The 13,675-nt window shown below is 59.9% G+C and carries 6 protein-coding genes; 1 reads left to right on the forward strand and 5 read right to left on the reverse strand.

What is annotated here, in order from left to right; all coding sequences use genetic code 11:
* Window positions 1-2: 2 nt before the first annotated feature.
* Window positions 3-1,622, reverse strand: a complete 1,620-nt coding sequence (locus HQ354_RS22155; protein ID WP_222635594.1) for an ATP-binding protein — start codon at window positions 1,620-1,622, stop codon at window positions 3-5.
* A gap of 641 nt (window positions 1,623-2,263) precedes the next feature.
* Window positions 2,264-8,254 (reverse strand): DUF3320 domain-containing protein, encoded by a 5,991-nt coding sequence (locus HQ354_RS22160; protein ID WP_222635595.1) that lies wholly within the window; start codon window positions 8,252-8,254, stop codon window positions 2,264-2,266.
* Between the two features lie 459 nt (window positions 8,255-8,713).
* Here HQ354_RS22160 and HQ354_RS22165 point away from each other — a divergent pair, with 459 nt between their 5' ends.
* The gene (locus HQ354_RS22165; RefSeq protein WP_222635596.1) at window positions 8,714-9,883 is read left to right on the forward strand and encodes a nucleoside 2-deoxyribosyltransferase; all 1,170 of its coding nucleotides are present in this window, start codon (window positions 8,714-8,716) and stop codon (window positions 9,881-9,883) included.
* A 491-nt stretch (window positions 9,884-10,374) separates the two neighbouring features.
* On the opposite strand, the gene HQ354_RS22170 is transcribed toward HQ354_RS22165, so the two are convergent.
* From HQ354_RS22170 to HQ354_RS22180, 3 genes are read right to left on the reverse strand one after another with little or no spacing between them, the layout of a single operon-like run.
* Window positions 10,375-11,319, reverse strand: a complete 945-nt coding sequence (locus tag HQ354_RS22170) for a choline/ethanolamine kinase family protein (protein ID WP_222635597.1) — start codon at window positions 11,317-11,319, stop codon at window positions 10,375-10,377.
* Between the two features lie 7 nt (window positions 11,320-11,326).
* Window positions 11,327-12,262, reverse strand: a complete 936-nt coding sequence (locus HQ354_RS22175) for a phosphotransferase family protein (RefSeq protein ID WP_222635598.1) — start codon at window positions 12,260-12,262, stop codon at window positions 11,327-11,329.
* Complete coding sequence (locus HQ354_RS22180) at window positions 12,259-13,671, reverse strand: amidase (protein ID WP_222635599.1); 1,413 nt, start codon at window positions 13,669-13,671, stop codon at window positions 12,259-12,261. Before HQ354_RS22180 ends, HQ354_RS22175 begins: the two co-directional genes overlap by 4 nt.
* Window positions 13,672-13,675 lie beyond the last annotated feature (4 nt).

A 13,675-nucleotide genomic window follows, 5' to 3' on the forward strand; every position in this document is an offset into this window, starting at 1 on the left:
GTTTAGATCAGTTCCTTAACCGATAGCAGAGGTGATTTTCGCAGGGTGTACCTTAGCTGTTGAGTGCTTTGTTTTTTGCTCGAACCCGCCTTTCCTGTTAAGCGCAAGACCCACTCTCCGCGTTCTATGTCAAGCGTGTTAAGGCCGCGCTGCAACCGGACATCTGAATATTCACTGAGTGCGAGTATGTACGCTTCATACTTAACTCCCGCTTGTTTTTGGTCAGAAAGGGCTGACTGGACTAAGTGCGCAAATCGCATGTCAACCAGTCGGGCGAGTAATTCGTATCCTTGAGTTGACTTTTCGCGAAAATCGACGCGGAAGAATGTTGATCCTTCGCCTTTGACTCCAGATATCAGAGTCTCCAATGCAGTAATGATAATTTGAGATTCATTGGAGTTGACGTCTTGTTCCAGATCGCGCTTTTTGCTCTGCGAGTATCGACCAGCTGCGCCGGAGACATCTTCTCTACCAATCTCTGCTGCTTGTGCACGTCGTTCGCGAGCGACGACTATCGAGTTTGAGAACAGATTCAAGTAATCGCGAGGAACGCCTCCCGATGCCAGTACAAGCCTTCCCAGCGCCTCGGTTTTTGCAATTGATCCGACGGAACCCAGGCCTGCTTTATCGATGTAAGTATTCATCACTGATTCAAGGAACTCTTGCGTCTGCGCTGGGTTTTCGAGTGTCACGTCCAAGTCAATTGTGGAAGCGTCGTGCGGTACTTCGATTCCGATCCGCTCGGAGACGTCGAAAGGCCTAGTTAGCCTTTCGATACTTGCAACTTTCAGCCATCCGTCGCAGTCACGCAGAGAGGATGCCAGATAGTCGAGGATTTGTGGCTGCCAAGACTGGGGTATTAAGTAGAAATCATCAAGATAGACAAAAAGCTGTAATACTTCGGCCCGAAGTATCGAGCGTAATGTCGAGTTGATCTCGGGAATCAAGTCAGCTGCGACTGGCGAATCTTGACTGGTTGCATTTAGTCTGTTTGAAAGGTCTAATATTTGTTTCTTGGTCGGGGATTTGCTAGCGCCTATGCGGTGAAGTAGACTTTTCAGTACGGCTGAAATTACGGTGGAGAATGTTTCCTCGGGCGTCTGGTTCCGTAATGTGTGAGAATTCATCCAAACTGTGGCAGCCCCTCGTTGCTCGCTCAGCCGTTTGACCTCAAGTAGGAGTGCTGTTTTGCCAACTCCTCGCCGCCCGTACACAAGGTGGTGACGTGATGCTGCGACCGCAGTGAGGCTGGCGCGTGGATCCTCCCGATAAGCAAGGCTCGGGATAGCCTCTGACGTGCGAGACCGTGCTTCAAGTAGTTGAATGAGTTGGTCGACGTTGGCGCTGGATAACCGGCCTGTATTACTCGCATTTGTAGGGTTCTCAGGCTCTTGCCTACCGGGTCTGAAGAACGCAGTGACAGACGTGTCGGTTGCGGTTAAAGCGTCAGAAAGCTCAGATTCGATTTGGCCGGCGAGCGATTGCGCAGTCACGAGAGCGGCGGCGTCGATCGTAACTATGACCCAATGTTCGCCCGGAAACTCTCTTTCCGAGACCTCCTGAGCGCTCAGTCCGACTGATTGCAAAATTTCATTAACGATCGTCTTCGCCGGTGTCTTCATATCAGGTTTCCTATCGCATAGTCATCGCATGCAGCGACAAATCGGGACGCATTCAAGGCAACGCGGGAAGCGTCGTTCTGCCATTCATGGATGCTTTTTGGGTATAAGTCGTAATCTGCCTCGTTGCGTGTAAACCGTGCGTCTTGCAAAATGTTTACCAAAGTCGCCAGGTTCGGAAGCGCAGCGGGCAGGTGTGACCGCACGTCCCTATGTTGTCCATAATCGTCTCCTCCGGCGGATCCGAATGCTAGCGCGCGGGCCGCGTGGTACATGGAGTAATAGTGGCGGCTGATCGATGTGCGAAACTCGCTCTCGGCTAGGAACCTGTCGCCAATGCGCATATGTTCACCAGCAAGAGCGAGGCGGTCTGAAACTATTTGTGACACACAGTCTAGCGCACGCATTCTAACGGAGCTTAAGGTAACGGTCATTCTAGCCAGGTTGGCTGCGCGGGAAGTTGACACGGCATGCAGAGCGTGTTCGTCTCCCAAGCGAATTGGCATACAGTGTCTCTTTCCTGTTTGTGTCATCTGGATTGTACTCGGGTTCTTGTTGGATTGCCTCGGCTGCTGCATTTGGAGCTTCCAACTGTGATTTCAGCCCGGAGACTGGACGCAAAAGTCCTGCCAGCTAAAGAATCTTTAATGCCCTGTGCGGTATTCGCCCCCGCTGTTGATCAACCGGCCGCGTCGAACACCCAGGTCGATGACAGCTTCGAGTCGCTCCCGCGTCGGTCCGGTCAGGCGCTTCTGGTTGAAGATGGTCAGGGTCTTGCGCAGCAGGGTGTCGTAGTCTGGCTGACCCGTCTGGGCGCATACCGACATCATGGCGTTGATGATCTCCTCCGGCGCCACGTCGGTGAGCGCCCGCGTCAGCTCGCTGTGCGTCCGGCGGAATCCTCGCCACGTCGCGCGGTCCAGCTCGCGGGGCCACGCGAAATCGCCCAAGTCCTCGGACCGCTCGATCAGCCCGTCGGGCACGGTCTGCAATACGAACTCGCGGCGTCCTGCAGCGACTCGATCGAATCCGAAGCGCTTGGCCACATTTCGAGCCAGACGATCGAGCGAAATTGGGCCTTCGATCTCGACTGTCTCCTGGACAGCCCGGGTGATGGTGTTGCGTACCGCAGGCGAATGTACGCGGTCCAGGTCTTCACGCACACCGAGGTTCGACGTCGGAGCCTCGATGTACTCGATATTGCGGCCGTGCCAGTTCCGTGGCTCCGCGATCGTCAGCACGGGTTCTTCGACCGTCAGGCTCGCCACACGCAGGGGTTCGGACTCCGCCGGGGTCGCGGCCGGCTTGATCCACATGTCGCTATCCGGCGCGAATTCGTCGAGCGACTCGATGGCGTCGTCGACCACCGAACCGGCTGCCGCAATGGCGGCCGCTTGAGCCTCGGCTGCCGCGTCGATCTGTGCCCGGCGAGCTGCCTGTCGCTCCTTGGAACGGCTCACGGCGTCGGCGATCTGTGTCATGACACCGTCGGGGTTGTCGATCCAGTCCGGAAGCCACACTCGGACGGACGAACCCCAGTGCATCATCGATTCCAGCAATTGCGGCGTCAGGTCTCGATCGGCCACCGTCGGTCGCTGCGCCCACTGCGGACCGTCCAACATCACGGCAACTTGCCATCGTTCCGAACCTGGTTCGCGCACAACCACATCCAGAACGAACTCTGACAAGCCGTAGTTGGCCTCGACTTCGTAACCGTTCTCGCGGATGGATCGGACCAAATGCTCCTGCACCGCGTCGGACGCTCCACGCGAATGCGCGGGTCGAGCGTCGTCGGTCCGCGAATTCTGCGCGGCCATCTCGAGGTACCCACGCAGGTGTGCCAAGCCAACCGATCGTGTGCGAGACAGGTCGATGTCCATCGGATCGAACGAGGAGAAGATAACCACTTTGCGTCGGGCGCGGGTCACCGCCACGTTGAAGCGCTTCTCGCCGCCCGAATTCGTCAGAGGGCCGAAGTTGAGAGGCAGCTTGGGGTCGTCCGGCTTCTTCGAGAATGCAGCACTGAAGAGGATCACATCCCGTTCGTCTCCCTGTACGTTCTCCAGGTTCTTGACGAAGATCCCGTCGTCGCGATCATCTCGGAGCTGATCGAGGATGAGGGGATCGCCCGACGCCTCCAAGAGATCTCGGACCAACGTCTGCTGTTGTGCGTTGAACGTGACGACACCGATGCTTTGATCGGCGAGGTGGGCGTCGGACAGTCGACTGCGAATCTCGGCAACAATCGCCTCCGCCTCAACGATGTTGGTGCGTATGCGATCCTTGGTCTCGCGATTGAAGTGGCCATCGACGCGCCGCCACTCGACACCGGCAGTGTCGTCGCCACCAGGAGACGGGAGGCTCGCGAGCCGGCCCTCGTAGTACTTCTCGTTCGAGAACGCGATGAGCGACTCGTCCTGACTGCGGTAGTGCCACGACAGCCACAACCGGGGGACTCCGGACTCGACCGCCTCTGTGAGGATGCTATCGAGATCTTCCGGGATGACCTCGTCGTCCTCTGTGTACTCGTCGCCGTCGTTCGTGTTGACGACGCCGATCGCAGTCGGCGGCATCTGCTGCGAATCGCCGACGATCACCGCAGACCGACCACGTCCCAACGCGCCGATCGCCTGGGGGACCGTCACCTGAGATGCCTCGTCGAACACCACGAGGTCGAACGTGACCGAACCCGGTGGCACGAACTGTGCGAGTGATGTCGGGCTGACGAAGAAGCACGGGGTCGCTTCGAGGATGTAGTTGCCGTAGCGACTCATCAACTGGCGGAACGACGTTCCACCGCGCTTGGCATCGAGGAGTCGTCGGAGATTGCCGACCTCACCCGTCAACGAACCGGCGTGGAAAGACCGACGCTCCAGTAGAGCGGCCGGGAGTGCGGTGACCTGTTCTGCACGACCGGCTGCCGACGCGTTCGCGAAATCCTCGATCTCGCCATTCTTGATGGCGCGATCGAACTGCGTGAGGCCATGCTTACGGCGTCGCTCGCTATGAGAGGTGACCGCCACGCCGCGCATGAACGCAATCTCGGCTTGCCCCGCCGGAATGACACCGGTCAACAGCTCCTCGACCAGATCGTGAAGCCCTGCGGTACGCAAAGGGTCGAGGTAACCGGTCATGCTGGACCACTGGCGAATTGGTGCGCTGCCATCCGTCTGGATGGCGTCGAGCCATGAACGCGAGTCGCGCAGACACGCATCGAGCCAGTGAATGCCGTTGCGCCACCGGTCGACCTCGACGTCTCGGGCACCCAGAATCTGACGCCACGATCTCCAGGCTTGTGAGAGATCGTCGAGGACGGCGATGTCCTGCGGACTCAATGGACCGGCGGCAGTGAGGGTCTGCCATAACTGTGGTTGCGCCTGAAGGAACTGCGCGGACTGTTCGATGTAGTCGAAGGACGACTGCAGGTGGCCGATTGCATCCGGGCTGAACGGATTCCACATCGGGGGTGCGAACTGCGTCAACAGCTCGTGCATGTGCCGCACTGTGTTGGCGGTAAGCTCTCGCGCACCGGGCACGGACCTTAGAAGTGGGAGAGCTGTTTCAGGATCCAGCTGGACACCCGGCAGTAGTCCAGGGGCCATGTCGCGGATGAACTGTTCGGTGCGCTTCTTCTTGCCGAACAGACCCTTTCCGGCTTCCTCTGCAGCAACGGCCAGGGACTCGGTGTCGCCACTGTCGATGAAGCTCGGGGTGAAGACGGACGTCAGAGGACCGCATTGCTGCTGGAGCAGCGAAATCTCGCCCAGCAAAGCATGTTTCGATGCACCCCATTGTGCGGAGTGGGTGGCGGTCAGGATGTCTGCTTCGGGAATGGGCCGACCGACCTGCCGTCGGGCTTGGGGGAGGAGTATGTCGATTGTCTCGGGATTCGGAAGCTGTTCGGTGATGTACCGCATGGTGTTGCTCTGATGAACCGTATCGAGAGCGGCGGCGAGCCGCGATGCGACGGCACGGAACTGATCGTCGGTGGCGTGCTGATCGATGGTTCCCGCGATGGTCCACGGGTTGTCGCGGCTGATCGTGACCGACCGAGCGGCGCGCTCGAATTGCTGTAGGGCCCCGGTGATGTCGGCGACCGGAACAGTCGGGTTGCTGACGTATGTCGCGGGGATCGGCGCGATCGGCCCATCGCCGAGGCTGAGCATGGTGTCATAGGCAGACCAGAGCGAATGGTCGACGCCGTTCTGCTGGTGGACCTTGACGGGGTAATCGTCGAGTGGGACGTGGCGTGATCGGACGTCGGCGAGCTTCGCAGCCCAAGTTCTGCTGTTGTAGGTGGCAGAGTTTTCGATCGCGTGCTTCAGCTGTGATCGAATCGCATTCGCACTCTGGTTCTTTCCGTGCAGGTCCAGCGTGAACTTCGTGAGTCCGACTTTGTCGAGGCGCTTCTTGACGACGTCGAGCGCGGCTTGCTTCTCGGCGACGAAGAGAACCGACTTGCCCTGCGCGAGGGTGTGCGCGATCAGGTTGGTGATGGTCTGCGACTTGCCGGTTCCCGGAGGGCCTTCCAGGACGAAGGTGTGGCCGTCGGCTGCGAGGGCGACGGCGCGGAGCTGGGAACCGTCGGCTGGGATCGGGACTGGTACGTCGAGCTCGTGAAGGGGGACGGACTCGATGGCCGAGCCGTCTGGGCGGCGTGCGTCGCGGAAGGACTCGCCGGCGCTGTGGGTGAGGTGACGGACGATCGGACTCTGCTCCAGGATGTCCCAGCTGTCGGTCAGGTCTTTCCATATTCCGAACGTGCCGAACTGGCAGATGGCGACGGAGGCGGTCTCGTCGATTCTGAAGTCGAGGTTGTGCTCGACGAGCGCCGATCGAATTTGCTTGAGCGCCTCGTCGATATCGATTCCGTTGTCGTCGAGCGGAGGGTTCTGTAACGCGGGAATCGTTGCGTTGTGTTTGATTCGGAGCCATTCGACGAGGCAGTAGTTCGGCGTCGAGACAGCCGCGGTGTCGACGGTGATCTTGAATTGGCTCCGGCCGGAGCCTCCGACGACCTTGATCGGGAGAAGGAAGAGGGGAGCGCGGGCTTCGTTTCCGCTGCTGGTGGTGTGGATCAGTGCACCGAAGGTGAGATAGAGATTGGCGTTGCCGGTCTCCTCGAACATCGTGTGCGCGGTGCGCTGCAGGTGCTTGAGCCGTACCGGGTACGTGTCTTTGGTGACGACGGCATGAATGCGCTTCTGATCGCGGAGGTAATCGAGGACCGTTGCGTCATCGATGTCCTGCGCGCGTCGAGCGCCCTGGAGTTCGTGGATCGAGCTGAGCTCGTCGTGTGGCATCAGTTCGATGCTGTGCCCGCCGTGGACGAAGTCGTCGAGTAGAGCAAGACCGGATGTCGGCACATGAAGGTCGATGACCTCGCGCGTCGGCTTGAGGTTGAGGAGACGGTTGCGAGTACTCAGGTCGAGAAGCGATCGCTTCCACTTCTGGACGCGAGGCGGCGCGGTGTCGTTGGTGTCGAGGACCAGGTCCGACGTGTCCTGGGCGTCGAGAAGTTCGGCGGGGAGGCCCAGGTCGGCCTGACTCGGCAAGGGTGACGACGCTTCGGCCTTGGCGGCGACCACCTCGTCGAGACTCGGGAGAGGGCGGATTCCGTCCTTGCGTGCCGACGAGATCGCGACGACGCCGCGCAGGCGGTCTCGATTGGCGAAGTGCCGTTTGGCAACGGCCACTGCATTCTTGAACGACCCTGACGCGCTGGTGTCGTAGTACATGGCCTCGACGGGGACGACCCGGCCGGACTCGACCACATTGATCAGTGCGTTGGGTTCGGTGATGGTCGAGTGCGCGAGCTGACTCTCGTCGCGCAGGAAGCCCGCAAAGGCGTGGCCGTCGGTCAACCAGAGGACGGGACGGAGGCCGACTGCTTCGAGGCACGCTGCGTAGGTGACGGCGAGGTCGATGCAGGTGCCGAAGCGTTCGTCGAGGACCTGGGCGGTGGTGCGGATCTTCTGTCCGGTGTCTTCGAACGACGCGGGCGGATCGATGTAGCGGATCTGCTGGTGTCGCAGAGCTTCGTAGATGCCGGCTGCGATCTGAGCGGCCCGTTCGGGGCCCTTCTGGTATCCGCCGAGCGATGGGTCGCCCGTAGCGGATCCGAGCAGGTTCGATGCGGTGTCGAGAACGGAACTGACGGCGCGGGTGTTCGGCTGAACGAACGCGGCGAGGGAGTCGTAGAAAACTGGTGCGTTGAACCATTCATTGTGCGCGAGAACGCGAATCGGCGCGTTGAGATGAATGTCCGCGCCCCAGAGCCTGGACACCGTGACGGAAATGGTGGCTGGGTGGCTCTCGTTGAGTGCGCGCAGGTGGGGGACCGGCGGCACGATCGACGAGTAGTTCGACCACACGATGTTCTCGCCGACGCGGAGTGGACCGTCGTGCACGTCGACGCGCTGTGTCGAGAGTTGTTCGCCTGAGCCGAACAGCTGGACGGAGGCCCGGACGTCGACGATGTCCGCGTCGGAGAGATTCACGATCTCGATGCTCGTGATCAGCGGGACGCCGTTGTGGACGAGTGCAAGATTGACCGCGGGATGGGCATGAATCTCGATGGACAAGCCGTCGACCACCGTGCGGAACGGGTTCAGTTCCTGTTCGAGATCCTGCATGTGTCCTCCGAGCTCCGTCGTTCATCGCCTTGTCGATGGTCGCGGCAGTGCCGCCAACCTTCACACGCTAGAGCGGCCTACCGACAAGGTGCAGTCGGAACGGTATCGGACCAGAGGGTGTCTTGCTTGCCGATGCTAAGGGTGTCATGGGGGATTCATTCGGATGAATGATTCTTCAAACCCGTGCAAGGCCTTGATGCGCCGGCGATGCTAGACGAATTCGGAACAACTGGTGCAGGACGATATTCTCTCACAGGCGGTTCTAGTGCGAAGCGGTTGCAGCACACAGTGAAATGGACGTCGCAGAGTCAGGGTCATTCAACCCGCAGGAGTTAATTAAGCTCGGGTACAGCCTCTCGGGGCGTAAGCCTGTACAGTGCAAATTCGAATGTAGTGGTAGTAGCGGCTGCTTCGTGACCAGGGCCGTTCCGGAGACTATCGGGTAGACGGGATGGCAAGATGGCAGTGAATGGGGACGGGACGCCGGAAGAACTTGGTGAGCCCTCCGCTCCAGACTCTGGGGTTGAGTCGAGTCGCAATCTAGATCGAGACTCAAAACCGCCTAAGAAAAACACTTCTCGGAAAACTGCTAAAAAGGCGCCCGCGAAAAAGGCCACCCCGGCGAAAGCGACGCCGGTTGTAGCTAAGTTTCCGCGTCACACGCTAGTGCAAGCGCTACGCATACCGGAGGCGATTTACAAGCAAAATGCCGGAAATCCGGCGACTCTGAAGGAGGCAGTTGCCTTTGCTGGAGGTCGCTCCGTCACTGGTGCGTACCAGTTGGAAATATCGTCCGCGAAGAAATATGGATTTCTAAAATCCGAGGCCGGGAAACTTGTTCTTGAAGAAAGGGCGCGCCGGGCTATCGCGCCACAGTCTGAAGGGGACAGGGTAGCCTCTTTCCGCGAGGCGGTACTCGCCGCCCCTGAAATAGCGGACGTGTACAACTTCTACCGCGGCGAGAATCTGCCTGACGCAAATTTTCTGGTTAACGCTCTAACTGATAAGTTTGGAATACCCAATGACAAAACTGCTGAATTCCTTTCGATCTTCAATGACTCTTTGGAGCAAGCCGAGCTGATCGATGACGCGGGTGATAGGCCTCGCCTCCGCGACATCGGTAGGGATGAGCGGCACCAGTCTGCTACCGCCCAGATGCCTGGTAAGAATCGGGGTTTCTCTCAGAATGCTGGAACAGGAACCTGCTTCGTCATGCAACCATTTCAAGCACCCTTGGGTGGTTACTACGAATCAATTTTCTTGCCAGCAATTGAACAGACCGGGCTGACCGCGGTGCGGGCTGATGCGGACATATTTGGTACCGGTAAGATTATTGACCAGATATGGCGTGGCATTAGGAATGCGACGGTGTTGATCGCTGAGCTTACCACCAAGAATCCCAACGTATTCTATGAGCTAGGCCTTGCCCATGCTCTCCAGAAGCCGGTTATATTGGTGTCCTCAAATCAGGATGATGTTCCTTTCGATCTGAGGCATATCCGCGTAATTCTCTATGATAAGTCGGATCCATTTTGGGGAAGCAAGCTTATTGACAAGGTTGCTGACAATGTCCGATCGGCAATTAATGATCCCGAAGACGCAATTTTCAGAATTGAAGATGTGCGGTAATAGTCGCTTCTCTTACACCCTCATCAAGAACGAGGCCGCAGTGTCCTGGGATATAAGTCGCACCCCTATTGAGCTGACGGATGTTCAGCTGAATTTGTATCGAATCCTAGAACGCTTCATGACGCTACCTAGCTCGACACCGAGTTGTAAGGCGCAGGCTGGAAGCTCTGTTGGGTAGCCTTGCCAAGGCTCGGACACGTCGCCCTAGAACACAGAAAATAACTCGTACGGCGAGTCCTTCCGTGCCACGATTGGCAAACTGTGTTTATTCGAACGCGCGATTGCCACGAACTCGCACGAGAGGCAGAGTTCTACGCGAACGGGGTGGTGTCCCCAGATACGGTTCTTCCGCCCCCGAACATTCGCCGCTACCGCGACTGTGGACCCAGGGCGCGGTCAGACCTGCGGTTATCCGCATCGCTTGTTTTCGATGATCTCAATCGGCGAGGATTACCTCGCGTGCCGAACTCTCGGATCGCGACGCGATTTCGCTAAATACCCTCGATCCAGTACGCCCACCTCGGATCACCCATCTTGATCCTCGCCCTCGCCAATTTCCATGACCCGTATTTGTGGTAGTCGAAGTCCCAGGCGTCAGAGAGCTTGTGGTTAACGCAGCCCCACAAGCCCCATTTGACGTCGGCGAGGAAGCTGCACACCTGGACCCGTGAGACCATGGACCACTCCGCCCGGCCGAAGGACTCCTCGATCAACTCCATGATCTGCTGCTCGCCGTAGAACATTTCGGTGACCAAGACGGCTAGTTCATAGGCCCGATCATTGTTTGACGCGAACTCGTAGTCCACCAACTTCATCGGGATGCCGTTACCGATGAGGATGTTGCCGGGCATCGGGTCGTTATGGCACGCAACCAGATCCAAACCACCCGCCAACATGGCCGCCTTGACCTGCCGGTACTCGGTCAGAAGCACCTCGGCATCCCGAGGCAGCCGCACACCCAGCTCGGCCACCTGCTCGAGATGCTCGTCGATCATGTCGAAGATCGTCTTCGTCACGCTCAGCTTGCTGCCCGAGTGCAACGTCCGATACACATCGATCATCCCCATCGGAATCTCCGGGCGCTTCAGGTCACCGTTGGTGCACGCCCGGTAGCCCTCCAGGAATTCGATCACCTCGACACCGGTCACCGGGTCGAACATCACCACCTCCGGTCCGATACCCAAAGCGCCTGCGCGTCGGGCAGCCTCGTTCGCCAGCGAGCGGTCGATGAACGAATCCGTTCCGCTGCCGGGCAGCTTCATGAAGTACCGCTTCGATTTCCCCTCGACGGTGATACGCCAGTTGCTATTCATCAGCCCACCAGGCACAGGGGAGTACGTCATCCCCAAGCCTTCCCACTCGGGTATGGACGCGAGAGCCTTCTCGACTTGCCGCTCGGCTTCGGTGCGGGCGGATCCGATCGCGATGTCGTTCATGGTCACCTCAGATGTTTCGGATACGGTCGTCGAAATGCGGGTCGCGCAGGCCTGCTCGCGCACGGAGGAACTGCCAGTCGGAGAACTTCGAGTACTCGTGCGTGCCGGGGCGGACAGCGTCGGCATACAGGCCGATCAGCGCCCAGCGCAGTGAATCGGCGATTCCGTAGATGCGTGCGCGGTCGAACAGTGCACTGTCGAACGAACCCCACGCCATCTCGAACACCTCGCGTGCATCGGAGTCGAACGGCCGAAGCTCGGCCAACAACCCCCCGATGTCCTGCAACGGGTCCATCAAAGCCGCGACATCCCAGTCGACGAGGCGCATGCTGCCGTCGTCGAGCATGAGAATGTTCGAGACATTGCCATCCCCGTGGCACGGAACCACGTCGTAGCCGGCTGACTCGATGCGCGCCTGGGCGGGCGCGAGAGTGCGCGTCATCCAGTCGAAGTCGGCCGGCAAGACGCCACCGACCTCGGCGATCAACGCGCGGATCGAGGCAATGTCGTCGAACACCGATGCCCGACGCACCACACTGTCCAACCCGTGCGCGGACTTCCGCAGCGCAACGAGTTTCTCGACGACCGAATCGTCGTCGAACAGATCGAGCGTTCCGGTCGACGACACCCCGGTGAAGTCCTCCATCACCAGCACGCCCGAGTCGGCGTCGGAGATGAAGATCTTCGGTCCGATGCCGGCCTCGCCGGCTGCGGTGGCGGCTGCGAACGATGCGGCGACGTCGACGTAGTCCCGTGCATGCGGTTCCATGACCTTCACGAACGCTGCGGAACCGGCGGATGCGTCGGGCGTGGTGGAGCGTGCCGAGTAGCGCTCGGAATCCGCACCCCACCAGCTCGGGCTTGCCATCGTCGTCGCGGGATCGAGCGAGACGTCGGCGGAATTCCAGATGCCCAACTGGGTCAGCGTGTCTCGTACTGTCATGTGGTTGCTCCGATCTTCTCTGCAGCGACATCCGTCGGCCAGGCCATGTCGAATTCGCGCGCACCTTCGAGCCACTTCGTCAGCCGCAGCACCGCTTGGTCGGCGAATCGTGGCCCGGCGATCTGGATCCCGATCGGCATGTATTCGGCGAATCCGAAGCAGATCGACGACGCAGGCTGCGCTGTCTGGTTGAACCACGCCGTGAAACTGCAGTGTGCCAACGGTTGTGCCGAATCCAGTCCGACTTCCTCGGCGCCGAACCCGACCGTCGGAATCACCGGACTGATCACGAAGTCGAACTCGAATGCCTTCGCCCGCACGATCTCCTGGGCGCGCATGACGGCGTCGGTATCCCGAGAGAACTGCGCCGCAGTGTAATTCGCTGCACCCGATGCCCAGTCGGCGACGACGGGAAGTACGTCGGACCGTCGCGCTTCCGGAATCGACTCCCACTCCGTCCGAGCTCGTACCTGGAACAGTCGATCGAGAGCCGGGTACGGATCCTCACCGAAAATCGGCGGCATCTCGGTGACGACGGCACCCGCTGCTCGCAGTTGGCTGGCTGCGGTCTGGACGACGTGGAGCACGTCGTCGGAAATGGTTGTGCCGTAGCCCATGTCGAGCATGACGCCGATGCGAAATCCCGCAGGGCGGATAGCCGCGTGGATGTCGGCGGTATCCTCGTAGGGCAGGCTCCAGGTGTCCCGCGGATCAGGGCGGGTGATGACGCGGTACAAATCGATGAGGTCGTCGACGGTGCGGGCCATAGGCCCGGCGGACCGCATCGTCGACGGCGCCAGATGCGGGATGCGTCCCTGCGTCGGCTTCAACGCGACCAACCCACAGTGACCGGCCGGCAATCGGACCGAACCGGCGATATCCGAACCGACAGAACCGAATCCGATGCCCGACGCCAGCGACGCTCCCGCGCCGGAACTCGACCCGCCGGTGTTGCGGGTGAGATCCCACGGGTTCCGCGTGATCCCGTATAGGGAGCTGACGCCTGCGGCCATCATGCCCATGTCGGGCATCGTGGTCTTGCCGACGACGACCGCGCCCGCCTCCTTCAGCCGCGCAGCTGGGGGAGCGTCGACGGTCGACATCGGCAGATCCGCATTCGCTCGCACACCGTGCCGCCATGGCATACCGACGGCGTGGATGCTGTCCTTGATCGTGACGGCAATGCCGTCGAGATCGGACAATGCACGCCCGGTCCGAAGCCGGTCGGTGGCCTCCTGTGCAGCCTTGCGGGCACCCGACTCGTCGATGTGCGCGATCGCATTGATCAGCGGGTTCGTCGTCGCGATGTGGTCGAGCGTGGCGTCGAGGACGTCGTTGGGTGTCGACTCACCACTCGCGAAACTCGCACGGAGTTCCGCGGTGGTCTTGGTCAGCAGGGGATTGGTCAACGGA

The organism is Rhodococcus sp. BP-261 (assembly GCF_019835205.1).
Lineage (GTDB): Bacteria > Actinomycetota > Actinomycetes > Mycobacteriales > Mycobacteriaceae > Rhodococcoides > Rhodococcoides kyotonensis_B.